Source organism: Syntrophotalea sp. (genome assembly GCF_050253115.1).
GTDB classification, from domain to species: Bacteria; Desulfobacterota; Desulfuromonadia; order Desulfuromonadales; family Syntrophotaleaceae; genus Syntrophotalea; species Syntrophotalea acetylenica.
This window is the reverse complement of record NZ_JBFWJQ010000037.1, coordinates 1-21730: the sequence shown is the minus strand read 5'-3', so window position 1 is coordinate 21730 and position 21730 is coordinate 1. Positions and strand designations below refer to the sequence as shown.

General features: G+C 50.2%; 19 protein-coding genes. 6 read left to right on the top strand and 13 right to left on the bottom strand.

Going from position 1 to position 21730, the window contains the following annotated elements; all coding sequences use genetic code 11:
• Positions 1-17: 17 nt before the first annotated feature.
• Together tkt and AB7E65_RS05885 are read right to left on the bottom strand one after the other, a co-directional pair.
• Entirely contained in the window at positions 18-2009 is a 1992-nt protein-coding gene (gene tkt / locus AB7E65_RS05890) for a transketolase (RefSeq protein ID WP_428745451.1), read from the bottom strand.
• Positions 2010-2066: 57 nt separating this feature from the next.
• Positions 2067-3455 (bottom strand): glutamate--cysteine ligase, encoded by a 1389-nt coding sequence (locus AB7E65_RS05885; protein ID WP_428745450.1) that lies wholly within the window; start codon positions 3453-3455, stop codon positions 2067-2069.
• A gap of 223 nt (positions 3456-3678) precedes the next feature.
• Here AB7E65_RS05885 and AB7E65_RS05880 point away from each other — a divergent pair, with 223 nt between their 5' ends.
• Entirely contained in the window at positions 3679-4692 is a 1014-nt protein-coding gene (locus AB7E65_RS05880; protein ID WP_428745449.1) for a potassium channel family protein, read from the top strand.
• A complete protein-coding gene (locus AB7E65_RS05875) occupies positions 4685-5458 on the top strand; it encodes a sugar phosphate isomerase/epimerase family protein (protein WP_320360758.1) in 774 nt (257 codons plus the stop codon). Before AB7E65_RS05880 ends, AB7E65_RS05875 begins: the two co-directional genes overlap by 8 nt.
• Before the next feature lie 44 nt (positions 5459-5502).
• Here the strand turns inward: AB7E65_RS05875 and dinB are convergent, their stop codons facing one another.
• From dinB to rpmH, 11 genes are all read right to left on the bottom strand, one after another.
• On the bottom strand, positions 5503-6684 hold the full coding sequence (gene dinB, locus AB7E65_RS05870; RefSeq protein ID WP_320360759.1) for a DNA polymerase IV: 1182 nt from the start codon (positions 6682-6684) through the stop codon (positions 5503-5505).
• Between the two features lie 256 nt (positions 6685-6940).
• Positions 6941-7351, bottom strand: coding sequence for a bactofilin family protein (locus AB7E65_RS05865; RefSeq protein WP_428745448.1), 411 nt, complete (start codon positions 7349-7351; stop codon positions 6941-6943).
• Between the two features lie 12 nt (positions 7352-7363).
• The gene (locus AB7E65_RS05860) at positions 7364-8218 is read right to left on the bottom strand and encodes a ParB/RepB/Spo0J family partition protein (RefSeq protein WP_072286580.1); all 855 of its coding nucleotides are present in this window, start codon (positions 8216-8218) and stop codon (positions 7364-7366) included.
• 1 nt (position 8219) lies between these two features.
• Positions 8220-8984, bottom strand: a complete 765-nt coding sequence (locus tag AB7E65_RS05855) for a ParA family protein (RefSeq protein WP_072286579.1) — start codon at positions 8982-8984, stop codon at positions 8220-8222.
• Between the two features lie 95 nt (positions 8985-9079).
• Positions 9080-9736: a 16S rRNA (guanine(527)-N(7))-methyltransferase RsmG gene (gene rsmG / locus AB7E65_RS05850; RefSeq protein WP_428745447.1), complete on the bottom strand. Its 657-nt coding sequence runs from the start codon at positions 9734-9736 to the stop codon at positions 9080-9082.
• A gap of 4 nt (positions 9737-9740) precedes the next feature.
• On the bottom strand, positions 9741-11606 hold the full coding sequence (gene mnmG, locus AB7E65_RS05845) for a tRNA uridine-5-carboxymethylaminomethyl(34) synthesis enzyme MnmG (RefSeq protein ID WP_407058545.1): 1866 nt from the start codon (positions 11604-11606) through the stop codon (positions 9741-9743).
• Positions 11607-11660: 54 nt separating this feature from the next.
• A complete protein-coding gene (mnmE, locus tag AB7E65_RS05840; RefSeq protein ID WP_320360764.1) occupies positions 11661-13046 on the bottom strand; it encodes a tRNA uridine-5-carboxymethylaminomethyl(34) synthesis GTPase MnmE in 1386 nt (461 codons plus the stop codon).
• A gap of 557 nt (positions 13047-13603) precedes the next feature.
• Positions 13604-15229: a membrane protein insertase YidC gene (gene yidC / locus AB7E65_RS05835; protein WP_320360765.1), complete on the bottom strand. Its 1626-nt coding sequence runs from the start codon at positions 15227-15229 to the stop codon at positions 13604-13606.
• 39 nt (positions 15230-15268) lie between these two features.
• On the bottom strand, positions 15269-15481 hold the full coding sequence (gene yidD, locus AB7E65_RS05830; protein WP_072286575.1) for a membrane protein insertion efficiency factor YidD: 213 nt from the start codon (positions 15479-15481) through the stop codon (positions 15269-15271).
• Positions 15478-15843: a ribonuclease P protein component gene (gene rnpA, locus AB7E65_RS05825; protein ID WP_072286574.1), complete on the bottom strand. Its 366-nt coding sequence runs from the start codon at positions 15841-15843 to the stop codon at positions 15478-15480. The genes yidD and rnpA overlap by 4 nt, the downstream gene beginning before the upstream one ends.
• An 11-nt stretch (positions 15844-15854) precedes the next feature.
• The gene (gene rpmH / locus AB7E65_RS05820; RefSeq protein ID WP_072286573.1) at positions 15855-16007 is read right to left on the bottom strand and encodes a 50S ribosomal protein L34; all 153 of its coding nucleotides are present in this window, start codon (positions 16005-16007) and stop codon (positions 15855-15857) included.
• A gap of 333 nt (positions 16008-16340) precedes the next feature.
• Here rpmH and dnaA point away from each other — a divergent pair, with 333 nt between their 5' ends.
• The 4 genes from dnaA to AB7E65_RS05800 all read left to right on the top strand — a co-directional run.
• Entirely contained in the window at positions 16341-17693 is a 1353-nt protein-coding gene (gene dnaA / locus AB7E65_RS05815) for a chromosomal replication initiator protein DnaA (RefSeq protein ID WP_428745446.1), read from the top strand.
• A 239-nt stretch (positions 17694-17932) separates the two neighbouring features.
• Positions 17933-19051, top strand: coding sequence for a DNA polymerase III subunit beta (gene dnaN / locus AB7E65_RS05810; RefSeq protein WP_072286571.1), 1119 nt, complete (start codon positions 17933-17935; stop codon positions 19049-19051).
• 52 nt (positions 19052-19103) lie between these two features.
• Positions 19104-20195: a DNA replication/repair protein RecF gene (gene recF / locus AB7E65_RS05805; protein ID WP_428745445.1), complete on the top strand. Its 1092-nt coding sequence runs from the start codon at positions 19104-19106 to the stop codon at positions 20193-20195.
• Between the two features lie 22 nt (positions 20196-20217).
• On the top strand, positions 20218-21730 hold a 1513-nt coding region (locus AB7E65_RS05800; RefSeq protein WP_428745444.1), incomplete at its 3' end, for a DNA gyrase subunit B.

Below are 21730 nucleotides of genomic sequence, written 5' to 3'. Positions count from 1 at the left end.
TTTTTTGGAATGCCGCATCACAGCCGTTGTTTGATGCATGCCACCAACTGCTCGGCCGTGAAACCGTATTTTTCCATCAGCTGTTCGAAGGGCGCACTGGCCCCGAAGCTACGCATGCAAAGCGTCAGGCCAGCAGTGCCGATATAACGCTCCCATCCCATACCGACGCCAGCTTCTACAGCCACTCGCAAAACCTCCCCGGAGGCAAGCACCTGATCCCGGTATGCCTGGCCTTGAGCATCGAACAGCTCCCAACAGGGCAGGGAAACCACCCGGGTCCCATATCCTTCGGCCTGCAGCAGCATTCGCGTCCTTAAGGCCACCTGAATTTCCGAGCCGCTGGCAACCAGCACCACGCGCAGCGGAGATTCTTCAGAAGCCAGAATATACCCTCCGCGCAACACCCCTTCGGCGGAGGCGTAAATATTCCGATCAAGCGTTTCCAGCTTCTGCCGGGTCAAAATCAGCGCCGTGGGACCCTGCCGGTTGGACAGGGCCGCCCGCCAGGCCTGCGCCGTTTCGTTGGCATCGCAGGGCCGGATCACCGCCAGATTGGGAATGGCGCGCAAAGCGGCAAGGTGCTCGACGGGCTGATGGGTCGGACCGTCTTCGCCAAGCCCGATGGAATCATGGGTAAAAACATAAATCGGCGCCAATCCCATCATGGCGGCCAGGCGCATCGGAGGCCGCATGTAGTCGGAGAAAACCAGAAAGGTGCCGCCGAAAGGGACCAGTCCCGGGGTATGAGCCAGGCCATTGAGGATCGCGCCCATGGCGTGCTCACGCACGCCGAAATGGATATTTCGGCCGCTGACGGCGGAACCGAAAGCCTCTGCGTTCTCAAGGTGGGTGTTGTTGGAAGGTGCCAGGTCGGCGGAGCCTCCCAGCAGCAGCGGGATGACCTCGGCCAGGGCGTTGAGGGTAACCCCGCTGGCCTGACGCGTCGCCATGTCCTTCCCGGCTGGGAAGTGGGGCAGGGCGGCATCCCAGCCGGGCGGCAAGGGCTGCTCTGCGGCCTGAAGCCATGACTGGAGGGCGGAATTCCCGCCGGCAACCGCTTCATTCAGCCCGTTTCGCCAGGATTCTTCGAGGACGATGCCCCGCTGCCTGACCCGCAGCATATGTTCCTTCACCGCATCGGGTACATCAAAAAACCGTTCGGGGTCACGACCGAAAAACAGTTTGGTCTGACGCAGCTCCTCCGCCCCGAGGGGCGCGCCATGAGCCTCCGCGGTATCCTGCTTGCGGGGGGCTCCGTAGCCGATATGGGTACGGGCAATGATCAGGGAAGGGCGTGGATCTTTTGTGGCGCGCACCAGGGCCTCATCGATTTCAGGCAGGTTTTCTCCCTCGACCTGCTGCACGTGCCAGCCATAAGCCAGAAACCGGCTGGCCGTATTATCGCTGAAGGTCAGTTCGGTGCGCCCTTCGATGGTGATGCGGTTGTCGAGATAGATGCAAGTCAGGTTGTCAAGTCGCAGATGCCCCGCCAGGGAGGCTGCCTCTGCCGCAACGCCTTCCATCATGTCGCCATCGGAACACAGGGTAAAAACGCGATAATCGAACAGTTCGGCATGTACCTGTTCCGCGAGCAGACGGGCGCCCATGGCCATGCCGACGCCGACCGCGAAACCTTGACCGAGGGGTCCGGTCGTGGTTTCGACACCCGGTGTGTGGCCGAACTCGGGATGGCCCGGGGTACGGCTTCCCATTTGCCGGAACTGTTTGAGATCATCCAGGGCGAGATCGTAACCGGTCAGGTGCAGCATGCTGTAAAGCAGCATGGAAGCATGGCCGCAGGACAGGATGAATCGGTCGCGGCCCGGCCAGTCGGGATTGGCCGGGTTGTGCCGAAGGTGGCGGGTAAAAAGCAGATAGGCAATCGGAGCGGCTTCCATGGGAGTTCCGGGATGCCCCGAACAGGCCTTTTCCACCCCGTCGGCTGCCAGCAGGCGGATCGTATCGATCGATGTGCGCGCCAGGTTTCGGTCCAGGATTTCCATATCCATAACGGCCTCCTTGTCGCATCCGCAGGCCTCTCGCTGGAAGCAGGGCCTCGGAACAGGTTAAAGGCAAAGATCTCCCAGAGACTGTCCAGGATAGCCACAGTGGGCCAGCAACGTCCCAATCTGTTCCTGCCTGGAACCTTTCCAGGCGAGCAACAAACGTTCGGCCAGCGTCACGCCACTGCGCGCCACTTCTTCGATCCCGTCCAGAAAAACACCTTCATCCGCCCCCCTGAGACACCGCGGCCCCTGCCGCGACAGGGACTCCCTGGCAACAGACAGCAGCTCGCAGGCGATATCCTGCAGCGTGTGACCACCACAAGGGGTGCGCAGGCCAAGGCGCCATGACTCGCGGTACATTGCAAGCCGCCCGGCATCATCGCCTGGATCGAGCATTCTTTGCACCTGACGGCGGGCTTCCGCATCGTACATCAGTCCTTTGGCCAAGGCGGCAACCGCCATGACCAGGTGGGGAGGCTGACTGTCGGCGCTGCGCAATTCGATCTGGGGCCGCAGTCGCACCTCTGGAAACAGTGTGGACAGGTGAAGATCCCAGTCGGCAAAGGTCGGGCGGTGATCTTCGAATCCTTCAGCCATAAAACGCCGAAACGTAAAACGATGACGCGTCAGATCGACCAGCCTGCCCTGGCGCAGGATAAAGTACATCGGAACATCGAGAGCATAGTCAACGTAGGTGGCCAGCCCCGCCTCCGGATGAAACAGCTCCAGAATCAGCCCGGATCGGTCAGGATCGGTCCGGTCCCATATTTCCCCCCGCGTGGATAGATACCCCGTGGGTTCACCGTTCATCAGAGGCGAATTGGCGAACAGGGCATAAAACAGAGGTGCCAGTAATTGGCCCGTACGCATTTTATCGATGCAATCGGCCTCGTCGCAAAAATCGAGATTGACCTGCAGGCCGGCCGTGAGTTTCATCATATGTTGGCCGCGGTCACCGCTGCGCAGCATATAGGCGCGCATGATGTCATAACGCGGCTTGGGAAGCCAGCCGATGCTTTGCAACGGTGTTATCGGCTGAACGCCCAGCCCCAGAAAGGCGAGGCCGAGAGCCCCGGCAGCGGCAACGATTTTTTGGATGTGATTGGCCAGGTCCCGGCGGCAGCAGCAAAGATCGGCACATAACTTCCCGGAAAGTTCGAGCTGACCGCCAGGTTCCAGCGTTATCGACGAGGAAGGCCCGACCAGAGCTATCAGGTGCCCGGACTCTGTGACGCTCTCCCACCCATCGGCTGCCTCCAGGATTTTCAGCAGGCCCTCGATCTGATCAAAACCTGCAGCCTCACCGGAGCGCTGGTCCACGACGAGTTTCTCGACTTCTATACCGACCCCCCATTGTTCCTGGGGGCGGGTTTTCCGCAACAGGTAATCCAGCAGGTCGGAAAACTGCCGTACCGGTTGTGCCAGATGTGTTTTAACGAAGGTTGTCATGATCTTCCATTTGCGGCATGTGGGCGTCTGACGATCAAAAATGCATGACGGGCATGTCAGGGCCGCTGTTTGCGGCAGGTTCTCAAATTCAATCTATAATACTATAAAATCCGCGGTACCATGAAAAACTCAGCTCACCCGCAGGAAGCGACCCGGCCGGGAGCACCTTGCCTTTTGAACGGTTCGAAGCTATGATCCCCATACTCTGGATCCTGGAGAAACCATGAGACCTGTCCGCAACCTGCGCGTTTCCCTGTTGATTCTGGTTCTGACGCTCGGCCTGGGAACCGCTGGTTACATTGTGCTGGAAGGCTGGGATTTTCTGGATGCTCTATACATGACGGTCATTACTTTAGCGACCGTCGGTTATAAAGAGGTACACGACCTTTCCACGAATGGCAAGCTTTTTACCATCGGGCTGATCCTGTTCGGTGTCGCTACCATTGCCTATGCTTTCGGTAGCCTTCTGCAACTGATGGTCGAAGGACAAATCCTCCGCATTCTGGGGAGAAGAAAATTGGAAAAGCGCATCAACCAGCTGGAAGGACACTACATCGTCTGCGGTTACGGACGCATAGGTACCCTCGTCAGCCAGGAATTTCTGTCACGCCCGGTGGCATTTATCGTCGTGGAACGGGATCCGGTCATCTGCGAACGTCTCGCCAAGGAAAAAATCCTGTTCGTTCAGGGCGATGCCACCGATGACGATACCCTTATCCAGGCCGGCATCCTGCGCGCCAAAGGATTGATTACAGCCGTCACTTCGGAATCCGCCAACGTCTATATCACTCTCACGGCCCGGGGGCTCAATCCTGACCTGTTTATTCTGGCCCGCAGCGTGGAAGAAGGCTCGGAAATCAAACTCAAACGTGCCGGCGCCACCAAGGTCATTTCCCCATACCGCATAGGTGCCAATCGCATGGCCTGGGCGGTTTTACGTCCCTCGGTGGTTGATTTCATCGATATCGCCATCGGCAGCGAAAGTCTGGAGTTGCAGCTGGAGGAAATCCGTGTTGCCCCAAATTCTTCGCTGGTCGCAAGAACGCTGATATCCGCCGGAATTCGACGGGCCTGGGGAATTATGATTATCGCCATAAAAAAAAGCAGCGGCGCCATGCTTTTCAATCCCGAGTCCAGCACCACCATCGACGCCGAGGATATCCTCATCATTCTTGGAAAGCCGCCAGACATCCGCAACCTTGAAAAGGTCGCCTGTGGAGAATCCAGCGATGCCTGATCGACTTCATGTTCACATACCGTTCAGTCAATGGCAAAAGCACTTTCCGCTGCTCAAGAAACACCGTCTTCAGCCGGAAATCGCCTTTAAATGGCCAGACCTCGACCCGACCTTGCAAAGCGCCGTGAAACAGGCCGGCCGGCAACTGGCTGCCGAAGGCCTGGCCGTAACGGTGCATGCGCCTTTTATGGATCTCAACCCCGGCGCACTGGAGCCTCTTGTTCGGGATGCCACCATGCGGCGTTGGACCGAAACCCTTGAAGTCGCCGACATGCTGGGTGCACGCCTGGTTGTTCTGCACCCCGGGTACGATCGCTGGCGTTACGGTGGGCAGAGCCAGCCATGGATTAATGCCTGCCTTGATTTCTTCCCTCCATTGCTGGAACACGCCGCACGGATTGAGTGTCTCCTGGTTCTGGAAAATATTTTCGAGGAAAATCCCGATACCTTGCGGGCTGTGCTGCAAACTCTCGACTCTCCCTGGCTGGGACATTGCTTTGACGTCGGGCATTGGCGTTTGTTCGGCAAGTGCTCCATGGAGCAGTGGTTTTCCGTACTCGGTCCCTGGATCCGGCATCTGCATGTGCATGACAACAGCGGAGACCGCGACGCCCACCTGGCGATAGGGGAGGGCGATATCGATTTTCACCAACTGTTCAAGCTGGTCGAAACAGAGCAAATACCACCCTCCATGACCCTGGAAGTTCATGACTGCGAGGCGCTGCTGCGCTGCGTCCGCAGCATCGGGATTTTAAGAGGTTTTTAAAAAGATCCGGCCGGGGAAGCGGCGGGCTGGGTTTCTACGGGGGGTCAATCCTGTGGTGATTCTCCGCCTCTCCACCCCATCAGGGTAGCACGGCAGATACCTTTTTCTCCAAAGCGTGCCCGGAGCAGATCGAGTGTCTGGTCCAGTTGCATCGATCGTTTATCGTGATCCTCATCGAACAGCATGCCCTGGGAACCTAAACCTTTATTCAGGGCATGAAGGTTGATTCCGAGCAGACGAACCGGTTTGGCCCCTGCTTCCGTTTTTTGCAGAAGCTCCATGGCCACTCTGTGTATCTGTTTCACCTGCTGAAAGCCGCTGCCGAAGGTTCTGGACCGGCTTACCGTCGTAAAGTCGGCGTATCGTACCTTAAGGGTCAAGGTTTTAGCGCTCAGTCCGGTTCGTCGCAGACGGGCCGCCACACGCTCCGCCAGGTCAAGCAAAGCTGCATGGATGGTATCCCGGTCTCGAATATCCTTGTCGAAAGTTTCCTCATGACTTATCGACTTCACGACCGAATCGGGTTCAACAGGCCGTGAATCCTCGCCATGCGCCAGGCGATGCAACTGGATTCCCGCTTTGCCGAATCGCCATTTTAGATCCGCCAGCGGCATTTTGCGCAGATCCCCCACTGTGCACAGGCCCAGGCCCCGCAACTCCTCCAGCATAACCGGCCCCACCCCCCACAAACACTTCAGCTCTAACGGAAGTAGAAATTCATCAATATTATCGGGAACTTCGAAAAGCCCATCCGGTTTTGCCCGCTCAGACGCAAGTTTTGCGAGAAACTTGTTGTGGGCAATCCCCGCACTGATGGTCAGACCAAGGTCTGTACGTATGTCATGCCGGATTGTCTCTGCGATCTGGCGGGCACTACCAAACAGACGGCGGCTGCCTGTCACATCCAGAAACGCCTCATCGACACTCAATGGCTCAACAAGGTCGGTATATCGGCCAAAGACATTAAAAACCTGCCTGGAAATCTGTTTATAGCGGGAAATGCGCACCGGACGAACCTTGGCGCCAGGACACAACCGCAAGGCCCGAAACATCGGCATGGCGGAATGCACGCCGAAGCGTCGTGCTTCATAGGAGCATGCGCAGACCACCCCACGCCCGGGATGCCCTCCGACTATCACCGGCAAGCCGCGAAGTTCCGGGTAATCCAGCTGCTCTACGCTTGCATAGAATGCATCCAGATCCAGATGCAGAATGTCTCTTATCACACGCTGCTTTTCCAATATCTTTATCCACCCCGCATCCCGGAAAAGCCGTGCAGGCAATCAAAAAACACCGGCCTTCTCGGCGGGTAGCGACTAAACCAGGGATAACTTTTTCAAAATGTATGGTGACGTCTGGCGCGGATCAACCGTCGACAGCAGCCTCAGTGGCTGGCCTATTACGATCGGGGATGGTTCTTTCCCTGTCTTGTTCATTCGACAGGACCTTGACTGCATGGAAAAACAAAAGGATGTGCCGGTGCTATTCAGGGTGAACGGCTGGTGCGTCGACTACGGAAGAGTCGGATGGCATGGTAATGGAACTGTTAAGAACAACCCCTTCTTCAACCACCAGTACCGGGGTTTGAATCGTGCCATCAACAACCGCCGGTGCGCGCAACTCCACTTTGTTCCGGGCCTCGATCGTACCTTTGAAATAACCGGACAGAATAAGAGTCCCCACACGAATATCCGCCTGGATTTGGGCGGTATGTCCGGCAATCAGGGTATCCGTGGAGGTTATGCTGCCCTGGAAATGACCATCCATGCGAACGATGTCGTCAAATACCAGGACCCCTTCAAACCTGCTCCCCTCTCCGAGAAAGGCTCTTATCTCCCCAGTCTGTGTGGGTGAATTTTTTGCTGACCGTTTTTCCTTGCGTCCTATCATCATCCTCTCCAAGCCCTAGCAGGATATCCCAAGTTTTTCCAGAAGTCGGTCGAGATCTTGCGCTGAAAAAAAGTTGATTTCTATCTTACCGCCTTTTTTTCTGCTCACTATTTTGACTTTGGTACCAAGACTCTGCTTGAGGCTGTCTTCCAGAGCCTGCAGATTGGGATCGATTTTTTTGGGTGGCGGCGGGGGTGACAATGCGGCCTTTTTGGCACGCTTGACCAGCGCTTCGGTTTCTCTTACCGATAAATTTTTTGCGAGAACCTGTTCCCGAACTCGCAATAGCTGAGCGGGAACGGCTTCCAGCGATAAAAGGGCGCGGGCATGCCCCATGGCCAGGGTGCCAGTCGCAAGATCTTCCCTGACAACCTCGGGCAAGCGCAACAACCGTAGGCAATTGGTGACGGTAGAGCGATCCTTGCCAACCCTGCCGGCTACCTCTTCCTGGGTAAGTTGGAAGGCCTGAATCAGGCTCTGATAAGCAGCCGCCTCTTCGATAGGATTTAGATTTTCACGCTGTATATTTTCGATCAGCGCCATTTCTACCGCCGCATCTTCGGTCGCCTCCTGAATAAGTACCGGCACCTTTTTCAGGCCGGCTCGCTGCGCGGCACGCCAGCGGCGTTCTCCGGCTATGATCTGATAATGGTCGGGCAAGCGCCGCACCACCAGGGGCTGTATTATGCCCCGGGCCCGGATGGAAGCTTCCAGCTCCGACAACTTCTGATCGTCAAAAACCTTTCGGGGCTGATTCTTTAAGGGACGCAATTCCTCGATGGGACAAAAAAAGAAACGGTGGGATTCTTCCCTGATGCCGGGATCCAGCAAAGCGCCGATCCCCTTACCGAGTGCTGGTCTTTTCGACATATCAATGGCCTGTATCTATTATTTCCCTGGCAAGGGCCAGATAGGCTTCAGCACCCTTTGACGAGATGTCATACTGCAGTACCGGCAGACCATGGCTGGGTGCTTCGGATAAACGAACATTACGGGGAATCACAGTTTGAAAAACGCGATCGGCAAAATGGCGGCGAATCTCTTCGCTCACCTGATGGGAAAGATTGTTGCGACCATCAAACATGGTCAACAATATCCCACGCAGCGACAATGCCGGATTGAGCTCCCGCTGTATAAGAGCAATGGTACGTGTCAGCTGAGAAAGCCCTTCCATTGCATAATATTCACACTGAAGGGGAACGAGAACCGAGTCGGCGGCCGTTAGAGCGTTAATCGTCAACAACCCCAGAGAAGGCGGGCAGTCGATCAGTATATAATCGAAGGCATCCCGGATCTGGCTCAAGGCATTCTTTAATTTTTTTTCCCGCCCGACCTCTCCGATCAACTCGACCTCTGCACCGATAAGATCCGTGGTTGAAGGCAAAACCTTGAGAAACTCGATTCCGGTAGGCGCGATCGCCCTCTCCACGGTCACTTCTCCGAGCAACGCCTGATAGGTTGTGTGTTTGGCCTGTTCCGACAGAACGCCAACACCACTGCTGGCATTGGATTGGGGATCGAGATCAACCAGAAGGGTTCTCTTTTCTGCGACCGCAAGAGATGCAGCGAGATTGATTGAGGTGGTAGTCTTCCCGACGCCGCCTTTTTGATTGGCTACGGCGATAATTTGACCCATGTTCGGAACTCCTTTAGCCTCTTTGCGGTGGAAAATGCTACCATACTTGGCGACTTCAACAAAGTGAAAAGCTCGGCAACCCTCACCCGAATCAATTACCGGCAGCGTTTCAACACGAGCAGGGTCCGCTCGGCTCCAGACATCGGAAGTCGTAACTCCTGTTGCTTTTCCACGACCAATCCCTGGCGTTCCAACAAATCAAGGCAATCCGACAACTCCCTTGTCCCTTCTGGCCCCTTCATGGCAATCAGTCGACCAGCTGGCTTGAGAAACGGCATGCCCAAGGAAATCAAGTCTCTCAATTCGGCCAGCGCCCGTGCGGTCACGACATCAAAAGCGGCGCGATATCCTTCCTTCGCCGCCAGAAACTGGAGACGGTCCGTTCTTGCTTCAAAATTCTGCAAACGCAACAAGCGTGCTATATGTTGCTGGAAGGCTATTTTTTTAAACACCCGGTCCACCGAACAAACCCCCAGTACAGGCATTGCCAGAGAAAGAGGGATGCCCGGCAACCCGGCCCCCGATCCCATATCCAGCAATCGCTCACCTCTATTTAGCAGCGGAAGCAAGGTCAAAGCATCGAGCAGATGCTTTTCCAAGGCTTCGTCGATGTTATCGATGGAGGTGAGGTTGATGCGCCGATTCCAACGGAGAAGTTCTTCAACATACCAGATCAGTTTTTCGCAGACATGAATATCAAGAACGATATCGATTTCAGACAGGAGTTTGTGCAAATGTTCCTGTTTCGCCATAACCTTATTTCCTGCGTAAAAGCACCGACAAAATCGCTATAGCCGCCGGGGTTACGCCTGGTATTCTTGCTGCCTGCCCCAAACTCAAAGGACGCACGCGGTCCAGTTTCTCCCTTACCTCGGTAGACAAACCGGCAATGGACAGATAATCCATATCGGCCGGCATCGCGATATCTTCCGACCGGCGGAAGCGCGCAACCATTTCACGTTGCCTTGCGATATATCCCTCATACTTGATTTCTATCTCCAACTGCTCAAGCACTGCCGCTGGCAGGACGGACAACTCTTCATCACAATCAGCCAGGGTTCCCACATCAACATCCGGTCGCCTCAGAAGATGAGACATTGACACGCCATTTTTAAGATCGGACACACCCAGGCGTGACAGAATTTCGCCATCCCGCGGCAGCAGACGTTTTGACGCGAGCAATTGTCTCCCCTTTTCAACCTGCTCCATCTTGAAGGAAAACTTCTTCCATCGCGCTTCGCTGATCAATCCGAGTTCATAGCCTTGCGGCGTCAGTCGCCGATCCGCGTTATCTTCCCTTAGAAGCAGCCGATATTCTGCCCTGGAAGTGAACATCCGGTACGGCTCTGTTGTGCCACAGGTTACCAGATCATCAATCAAGACACCAATATAAGCCTCGTCCCTACCCAAAACCAGCGGCTCCTGATTTCGCAGGTCTCGCACAGCATTGATTCCAGCCATCAAGCCCTGGGCAGCGGCCTCTTCGTAACCGGAAGTACCATTGATTTGCCCGGCATGATAAAGATTTTTCAGGGACTTGACTTCCAGACTTGGCAAAAGCTGAATAGGGTCGACAAAATCATATTCGATAGCATACCCGGGACGCATTATTTCGACATTTTCCAACCCCGGTATTGTTCGCAGAAACGCCAATTGCACTTCAGGGGGCAATGAAGTCGACACCCCATTGGGATACACCTCGGATGTGTCCAAACCTTCAGGCTCAAGGAAAACATGATGACTCTCCTTTTCAGGAAAGCGCACGACCTTGTCCTCGATCGAGGGGCAATATCTCGGCCCGACACCCTCTATAACCCCCTGGAACAGAGGAGACCTGTCCAACGCCGAGCGAATGATTTCATGAGTACGGTAATTTGTCGCTGTAATATAACATGGTACCTGCCGACCGCCAACAACCTCCGTATCCGCAGAAAATGGGCAGACAGGCACATCGCCATACTGCGGAACCAGTTTTTTAAAATCTATGGTTCTACCATCGAGACGGGCCGGCGTCCCCGTCTTCAGGCGACCAACAACAAGGCCAAGCTCCATTAAATGCTCGGACAAACCAACCGACGGTGGCTCTCCTGCGCGTCCACCCGGAAAGTTTTGCAATCCTATATGAATAAGCCCGCGCATGAACGTGCCGGTTGTCAGAACCACCTTTCGTCCAGAATGAACGATGCCGTCCATGGTTTCAACCCCGCAAACCTCACCTCCCCGCAGCACCAACCTCACAACCGAGCCTTGTTTTAAATCCAGATTGTCCTGGTCCTCAAGAACTCTTTTCATGTAGCCCTGGTAAGCGCGCCTGTCAGCCTGGGCCCTGGATGCGCGAACCGCTGGACCTTTTTTTGTGTTCAGAGTGCGAAACTGAATGCCCGTTGCATCAATAGCACGCGCCATTTCTCCACCCAGGGCGTCAATTTCCCGAACCAAGTGCCCCTTGGCCAACCCCCCGATTGCCGGGTTGCAGGACATTTGCCCCACGGCATCGAGATGCAAGGTAAGCAACAAGGTAAGACAACCCATGCGGGCCGCAGCCAGCGCCGCTTCACAACCGGCATGTCCGGCTCCAACCACAATAATATCATATTGTTTTCCGAACTCTGCCATATTCATCCTGCCTTATTCAGAACGGGTCCGCTCTCGCATAAATGTTTCACGTGAAACAATCTATTTCCCGATACAGAATTTGGTGAAAATACGATCCAAAACATCGTCAGGGGTGGTCTCTCCTGTAATTTCACCAACCCTATCAAGAGCTTCCCCTATTTCAACAGCACTGAACTCGGGTGACATACCCTGAACAAGCGACTCCCGGAATCGGCCCAGTGAGTCGCGGGCCGCCATTAGCGCCTGCTTATGTCTAAACTCGGTCAATATGACTGTTTCACGTGCTTCGGATACTTCAGGCCGAAACGTAAAGTGTTGTGAGATTTTATCAACAAGATCAGTCAAACCGAGACCCTGAAGCGCAGAAATTTTTACAACCGGAAATTGTCCGAGACAGTCGGGAAAAGGCAGACTGCCAAGATCAGCCTTATTTAAAACCACCAGAACATCTTTGTGGCGACAGGCATCGATTGCCAGCAGATCGTCATTATCCAAAGACATGCTGCCGTCCACGACCAGTAGCACAAGATCAGCGCCTTCGATTTTGGAACGAGCACGACGAACGCCTTCGGCTTCTACGGGATCCTCGGTGTGCCGAATACCGGCTGTATCGACAAGCCTCAGAGGCAAACCGCCAAGTACCAAATCTTCCTCGATCGTATCACGGGTAGTCCCGGGAATATCCGTGACGATAGCTCGAGCTTCTCCAAGCAGAGAATTCAGCAGAGAGCTTTTTCCAACATTCGGGCGACCGAGAATGAGTATATTAACCCCCTCTTTTGCAATCCGCCCACATTCAAAACTCTGGATCAGATCGTCCATCTCGGACATCATTTGCCCGGCAGTCTTTCCAAGAGAGCAAGAACCCTCTATTTCAATATCTTCTTCTGAAAAATCAATGGCAGCCTCAACTTCCGCAAGAAGCAATATCAATTTTTCCCTGAGAAAAGCTATCTTATCGGCCAACCCGCCATTTAATTGCTTTATAGCTATATTACTTGCAAGCTCCGAGCGGGAACGAATCAGATCAATAACGGCCTCGGCGCGTGTTAGATCAATTCTCCCGTTGAGAAATGCCCGCAGGGTAAATTCACCTGGCCTGGCCATCCGCGCGCCGGCCCTCAAAAAGAGGTCAACTACCCTCCGTACAATCAATCCCCCACCGTGACAATGAATTTCACAAACATCTTCCCGAGTATAGGAGCGGGGTTGGCGCATAATAACGGCCATAACCTCATCCAAAACATGCCCCCGATGATCTTTTAAAAATCCGTGATAGAGGTAATTCGATTCCAATCGACCGGTGGCACTGCTTGGGGAAAAATAATCACAGAGGAATTCCTCTGCCTTTAAACCCGATAAACGAACAATACCTATGCCTCCTTCGCCAGGAGGCGTTGCAGGTGCTACAATCGTATCCTTTTCAAAAACATTGACGATATGCATAAAAAGATTCGATCCAGATTAGTGATTCCCGTGGGAGACCATAGAAATAAACCGTATTGAACCATTTGCGTAGCAAATGTTTTTCCAGAACAATGAAGCAAGGGAGGCACAAAAAGTCAGCCGGCGATCACTCTACAAAAAAGTAGCGATGACAAACCTGCATCATGCAGAAACGCTCCATTTCAAATAGACCGAGAAGAGATAAACCCTTGATATAATTGAAGCATGACTGCAGCCATGATGACGCCATGCCCAAATTAGATGCTAAGAACCGACAGCGCACTCCAGTCCGGGTAACGCTCTGTATCCATCCACGGTTGCGTAGGGAAAAAAGCCAGGAATCAACATAATATTTAAAATGAATGACAGTCAGTCTCCATCCGGGAACTCCGGATGGAGACAGCGTAGTATATAGGGAAAGTGCGGCTTTTTTCGCCGTGGCAAGGAAACCAAAAGGTTGCGCGGAGGCATACATCGGTACGCCGCACAAGAAAGCCTGCGGATTGACAACGCCACAGCCGAAAAGGGCCGTTTCCGAATGAAAAACAGTTAAAAACTTATGCGATAGTTGCTGAAGCGCCGCGATTAACAGTCCATTGCTGTAAAATAGTGAGCAAATTATTGACGAGCCAATAAATAACCAGACCCGATGGAAAATTCAAAAACATAAAGGTAAAAATAACAGGCATGAACAACATAATTTTTGCCTGTTGGGAATCCATACTGGTAGGGCTCATTTTCTGTTGAATAAACATGGTAACACCCATAATCACAGGTGTAATATAATAAGGATCTTTGGCGGACAAATCCTGAATCCAGAAGATGAAAGGCTCGTGCCTTAATGCAATGGATTCCAGTAAAACTTTATATAGGGCGAAAAAAACAGGGATTTGCGCAAACATCGGAAGACATCCACCCATGGGGTTGACCCTGTTTTTCCTGTAAAGTTCCATTATTTCACGATTTAATTTTTCTTTGTCTTTTTTAAACTTTTCGCGCAAGCGTTGCATTTCGGGTTGCAACCGTTGCATATCGCGCATGGATTTATAACTTTTATGTGTTAGTGGCCAAAATAATATTTTTATAAAAACTGTAAGTAGAATAATAGCCACCCCGTAATTCTGAATTATATTATTATAGAAAAATTTCAAAAAGCTTAACAGGGGGCGAGCCAACATGTCAAAAAACCCGAAATTGATGGCTTTATCAAGATTATAATTTATACTTTTCAGTATATCGAGATCCCTTGGCCCACAGTAAAGCATAAATTTTTGATTGTAAGAATTATCGGGATCAATTTTAATTGATTCACTATCAATAGTATTTCTTATAGAAGTATTTGTTTTATCAATCGTCAGAGAATATCTGTTACCATCAAGTGGTACAGCGGCAATCATAAAATATTTCTCTTCAAAAGCTGTCCACTCAAATTTTTCACTATACTTTACAGGACTTTCAATTATACTTTTTATTTTATGGGTAACTACTTCACCATCTTTATATAAAGCAGGACCAACAAAGGAGTACCGTGATATTTCACGATCGTCATCCCAAGGTTGAACCAGCATAAAAGCCAGATTTCCCTTTTTTGAATCTTTTCCTTTGTTATAAAGATTGACTTCAAGCTCTAAATCATATCCGTTTCCTTTAAAATAATAAGTCTTTTCGATGATCAAATCTTTATTCAACACAGAGTAAAAACGTAATTGTTTTTTCTCTCCGGAACCAACCACAAAATTTGCATCTGAAATATCCACGGCATAAAGATGGTCTGCCGGAATACTAATATCTCCAGTACCAAATGTATCAAAGGTATTGGTTTCACTTTGGGCATCAACAAGTGAAACCAGTGCTGATCCAGAATCCATTGTTTGTTTGTAGTGCTTTAATTCAAGATTTTTCAGCCTCGCTCCGATATTTGTGAAAACAGCACGAAAGTCCTCTGTTTCAACAACAATATCCAAGGGCAGAATTTTATTGTTGTCGGCAGCCAAAACACGCTCACTGACAGGAGATTTTTCGGCTACGATATCATTCAAAGAAGACACAGACGATTTATTGTCAGCAACAGTCTCTAAATTTTGGCCATTTTCCTGCGGAGCTGGTTTGGCGAAAAACATGCTATAACCCGTCCAAACCGCAAGCATCAAAACAAGAGCCATCAACACATTTTTATTTTCCATATGGCAGGATACTCCAATTACCCGGGATAACGGAAATATTCAAGGAACAGGATCGTACCCCCCGGGATGAAAGGGGTGACAGCGGCATAGCCGTCCGCAGGTTATGACCAAACCTTTTATCAAACCGTACTTGATCAGGGCTTGGCGGGCGTATTCGGAACAGGTGGGATAAAACCGACAGGAAGGCGCCTTCAGAGGCGAAATATATCGCTGATAAGTAATGATCAACAGGATGAATATTTTCCGGATCATGAATTGGTTTTTAATATGGTGAACTGAAGCAGATACTTCAACTCATCACAGATCTGGAAAAAGTCAAGATGGGCGGCTCCCGGTTTGGCGACGATGGATAATTCCCACCCACTACCGATAATTGATCGATGAAGCCGAAAAAATTCTCTTACCCGCCGTTTGACATGGTTACGTGTAACAGCTCTGCCAACCTTGCGACTGACGGTCAACCCCAACCTGGCAGAGCCATCACGTTCACGTACCAAAATATATACAATAAAATTCCGCGATTGCAGCTTGCGACCTTTGTTGCGCAACACTGCATAATCCCGGGATCGCCTCAATCTGGCGCAACGGGGAAAAGTAAAATCCGTTTTCTCCATCAGATCAAGGTTTACTTGACCGGAATGGTAACTACCAGACGCTTACGACCCCTGGCCCGACGGCGGCGAATAACAGCCTGACCATTTTTATTCTGCATGCGGGCACGGAATCCATGGGTTCTTTTCCGGCGAATACGACTCGGTTGATATGTCCTTTTCGACATTTTAAAACTCCTTACACTATGAGGTTAAGTTGTTATTTTATAGACGTTTAAGCGAAACGCATTATTAAACATGTTGTACTTGTTTTGTCAAGCAAGAAAAGATCGGCACATCCGCCCACAGCCTGCCCACAGGTAAAAAATCCCTTGCCAAATACCGGCCCCTCTGTTAGCTTAGCTGAACCATTTTCAGGCAATAAGATCCGCCAAAGACCCAGAAAACCAACCATAAATTAAATATCCACAGCTGTTTATAACAATGTGGATTATTTATTTTCGGATGCCTTCCTGTCCAACCTGTATTTTTAAACTCCGTTTTTCAAAAATTGAAAGTCCATGGATAAAATCTGGCAAAAAACATTGGATATCCTCAGACAAACCCTCGCGGACCAACAATTCGTTACCTGGATAAAGCCTATTCGATTCGTTGGTGTAAAAAATGAGGAAGTGGAACTTGAGGTCCCCAACCGCTTCGTGCTCGATTGGATTAAAAAACATTATCAGGACGCGATTCAAAGCTGTATTTCCAATGCGGCAGGTGCTTCCTATAGAATTAAGCTCTGTGTTGCACGCACCCCCATTAAACCAGATGCTGTGCCGGTCACTGAAAATCCGACTCCTCCTGTTCCTGCCAAAGTCCAGGAGGAACACCATCCCCAGCGAGGAAACGTTTACAATCTCAATTCCCGCTATACATTCAAAACGTTCGTTCTGGGTTCATCCAACCAGTTCGCCAGCGCCGCCGCCACAGCTGTAGCCAATAATCCGGCTACGACCTACAATCCACTTTTTATCTATGGAGGAGTGGGTCTTGGAAAAACACACCTCATCAACGCTGTCGGTAATGAAATTTTAAAAAGAAATCCCGACATGAAGGTATGTTACTATACGTCGGAAAAGTTCATGAATGAACTCATAAACTCGCTGCGCTATGCAAAAATGGACGAATTCAGAACCAAATTTCGATCCATGGATGTACTGTTGATCGACGATGTACAGTTTATTGCAGGCAAAGAGAGAACCCAGGAAGAGTTTTTTCATACATTCAATGCACTGTACGACTCTCATAAACAGATAGTTGTTACCTCCGACAAGTTCCCCAAGGAAATTCCCGGTCTCGAAGAACGATTACGATCCCGCTTTGAATGGGGACTGATTGCTGATATTCAAGCCCCCGATATGGAAACAAAACAAGCCATTCTTAAAATGAAAGCAGAACAGAACGGCATCGACTTACCTCACGAGGTTGCTTTTTTCCTGGCAAATTCAGTCAGCAGCAATATTCGTGAACTGGAAGGATATCTTGTCCGCATAGGCGCATATGCCAGTCTTACCGCTACGCCGATAAGCCTGGCCATGGCCCAGGAGGTTTTGAAAGATATTCTCGTGGAAAAACGTCGGGAATTAACCGTTGAAGAAATTCAAAAGCTGGTTGCCAATCACTATTCCATTAAATTGTCTGATCTAAAATCGGCAAAACGAATGAAGGCGCTTGTGCTGCCCAGGCAAATAGCCATGTACCTTTCACGGCAGCTTACCTCATGCTCGTATCCGGAAATAGGCGAACGCTTTGGTGGCAAAGATCATTCAACGATAATTCATGCCATTAAAAAAATAGAGAAAAATATGGAAGAGGATTACCAGTTGCGTTCGGTTATAAATAATTTAAAAAAAGAACTCAGTGCCTGAAACAGTTCATTCAAAACCTGTGCATCCGCCCTTGACAGACAGGGGAAAAAAGCACCAGATCCCGGTTATCAACAAAACAGACCCATTGGCGAGACATTTACCAACACCCTCAAAATCTTTTTAATTTACTGAAAATAAAGGACTTTTTGACATATAAACATATTCACAGGCATCTACTACTACGACTATAAAAGATTTAAAACCATAATAAAAACAGTTTCCTGTTGACGGGAGGGAACATGATCTTTTCCATTGAAAAAGAAATCTTTCTTAAGGGTCTGGCTAAAATTCAGGGAATAGTCGAAAAAAAGAACACCATTCCGATTCTGGCCAATGTTCTTATTGAAGCGGAATCCGATTATGTCCGCTTAACAGCAACGGATCTTGAAGTGGGCATGAAAGCCAATTATCCGGCCCAGGTCAAAACTCAAGGCCGAATTACCGTATCAGCTAAAAAACTTTTTGAAATAATTAAAGAACTTCCAGAAAAAGAAATTTCCTTTACAGCAAAAGACAATTGCTGGATAGAAATACGATGTGGAAAAGCACTATTTAATATAGTAGGTTTATCTGCAGACGAATTTCCATATTTTCCACAAATAGAAAAACAAAACTTTTTCAATATATCCAGTTCAATCTTGCGACAAATGATTGAAAAAACATCATTTTCTATGTCATTGGACGAAACAAAGTATAACCTTAATGGCATATATGTAAAATCAATTGAAGATAAAGGTTCTCAGTTTCTAAGATTCGTTGCTACAGACGGACATCGTTTATCTTTATATCAAACTCCAATCGATTGTTCTCATATCGAGCAACTCATAAAAGGGGTTATATTTCCTCGCAAGGGAATTTTAGAATTACGAAAAATTACCGAAGAGAGTGATACTGAAATATCAATCGGTTTTATGGACAACAACGCAGTTATTAAGAAAGAACAGACAATAATAATAATGCGACTTGTTGATGGTGAATTCCCTGATTACACACGTGTTATTCCAAGCAGCAATGATTTAAAAGCAAACATTCCCAGGGAAGAATTTTTTCATGCGTTGCGCCGCATGGCAATACTCTCGAGTGAAAAATCAAAGGGAGTCAAAATAGATTTTGAAAAAAATCATCTAACTCTTTCCTCGTCAAACCCCGAGTTTGGAGATGCACGAGAAGATTTCGAGATTGATTACCCCGACAATAATCTTTCCATAGGTTTCAATGCACGGTATCTCATCGATATCCTCGGGACCCTTGATTCTGAAAAGATCAATCTGGCTTTACGTGATCATCTTTCGCCGGGGCTTATCACACCTGCGGATACGGACGACTATCTTGCGGTCATAATGCCAATGAGGCTATAGTACCGTACAGCGATAGGCAAATTTGAAGAATCACACTGTCAATAAATCTTTCATGATTCTGAAACGCCTTGTTCTACATAATTTTCGTAATATTGAGTCCACAGAGATTAAACCCGGCCCCGGTTTTAATATTCTGACCGGAGATAATGGCCAAGGTAAAACAAATATTCTGGAGTCGATATATATACTGGGGCATTTCAAAAGTTTTCGCCGCAATCGAAACGAAGATCTTATAGGTGTCACGGATATTTATTCGCGCGTATCGGGGGAATTTTATCTAGGCGGCATCCGCAAAACCGTAACTTTGAAAATTTTGAAGGATCAGAAAGAAATTCTGATCAATGACAAACGACCGTTGCAAAGCAGCGATATGTTTGGGCGTTTTCCCTCGGTATTGTTTTCTCCGGAAGAAGTTGCTCTACCCAGGGGTTATCCGGCGGCACGACGGGCTTTAATCGATAGGGCACTGTGCCAAACCCGTCCTTCCTTCATTGACCTGACCCGCGCTTATCAACGCTGCTTGCGTCAACGCAACATTTTACTCAAGGAAGGAGCGCCGGTTCGAAGTGTTTATCCCTGGACCGAAGAACTGGTAAATACCGGCGCGATGGTCCGCCTGGCACGTTGTCAATATCTTGATCGCCTGCTCCCCTTGTTCAAGTCTGCTTACAGGGAGATATGTGGAGACCGGGAACTGGCGGATATTATCTATCCGGGTTATTCGACCACCTTGTCTGTTTTGCAGGAAAACCTTCGATCTACCCTGGAACGCGAGACTTCGCGCGAATTAAAATATGGTACAACCATGGCCGGGCCACATCGGGATGATCCGGTTTTTATGTTGGATAACCGTGTGCTCGGGATATACGGTTCCCAGGGACAACAGAGATCCTTTGTCCTGGCATTCAAAACAGCCCAGATTCTCGATCTGGAAAAAGAGACGGGATTCTGCCCGCTTCTGCTACTGGATGATATGACCAGTGAGTTGGACCGGAAACGACAGGAATTTTTTTTCCGTTTTCTGCAACAGCGGCAGGGGCAGGTATTTATCAGCTGCACGGAGCATTCTGCTTTTCAGAGTGCAGGCTTCAAATGCCTGCGGATGTTCCGGGTGAAAGCTGGGACAATTTGCGATCGAGACTAATGAAACCTGTTATGAGGATATTATGACGGATGTAAACCAAAGAGAGTACGGAGCTGGCAGCATCAAGGTTCTGGAAGGTCTTTCGGCTGTGCGAAAACGCCCTGCCATGTACATTGGTTCCACCGGAGTCACGGGCTTACATCATCTGGTATACGAAGTAGTAGACAACTCCATTGATGAAAGTCTGGCCGGTGTTTGCGATGAAATTTTCGTAATCATTCATCTGGATGGTTCGGTTACCGTGGAGGATAACGGTCGGGGCATACCCGTCGACATGCATCCAACGCAGAACAAGTCTGCAGCTGAAGTCGTCATGACGGTTTTGCATGCCGGTGGCAAGTTTGATAGCGACAGTTATAAAGTATCCGGCGGGTTGCACGGCGTCGGGGTTTCCGTTGTCAATGCCCTGTCTGAAAGGTTGGATTTGGAAATTCGCCGAAATGGCCGCATATACCGGCAGAGCTATCAACGAGGTGTGCCGGATGCGCCTTTGCATGAAGACGGAGAAACCGCCAAACGTGGTACTCGCATAACATTTTGGCCGGACCCCGAAATATTCGAGACTACCGAATTTTCCTTCGAAACCCTGTCCCGTCGACTGCGTGAACTGGCTTTTCTCAATGGTGGTGTGTTAATTCATATTGCTGATGAACGCTCAGAAAAACGGCACGATTTTCATTACGAAGGTGGCATAGTTTCTTTTGTCAGTTACCTTAATCGTGCAAAAACGCCATTACACGCCGAACCGATATTTTTTGGGGGTGAAAGGGAGGGTGTGCAGATTGAGGTGGCGTTTCAGTACAACGACGGTTACGACGAAAAGATTTTTTCTTTCGCCAATAACATAAACACCCATGAAGGCGGCACTCACCTGATTGGCTTCAAAGCAGCACTCACCCGTACCATGAACAGTTACGCTACGGCCAACAATCTGCTGAAAAACGTCAAGGCTTCTATTTCCGGAGACGACCTGCGAGAGGGTATGGCTGCCGTCATATCCGTCAAGGTTCCCGACCCGCAGTTTGAGGGCCAGACCAAAACCAAACTTGGCAATTCAGAACTAAAGGGTTACGTTGAAACCCTGGTGAATGAAAAACTGGCTACCTTTCTCGAAGAAAACCCCTCTGTTGCCAAGCGAATTCTTGAAAAAGGCATCGAAGCGGCGCGAGCCAGGGAAGCAGCGCGCAAGGCTCGGGATCTGACACGGCGAAAAGGGGTTCTGGACAGTCTTGCCCTGCCGGGCAAGCTGGCTGACTGCCAGGAGAAGGATCCGGCTTTGTGCGAAATATATCTGGTCGAGGGTGACAGTGCCGGCGGCAGTGCCAAACAGGGACGCGATCGACGCTACCAGGCCATCCTGCCGCTTAAAGGCAAGATCCTCAACGTCGAAAAAGCGCGTTTCGACAAGATGTTGTCGTCCAATGAAATTCGCACCCTGATTACCGCCATGGGAACCGGAATAGGGAAAGGGGATTTCGATATTTCCAAGTTGCGCTACCATCGCATCATCATCATGACCGATGCGGATGTGGACG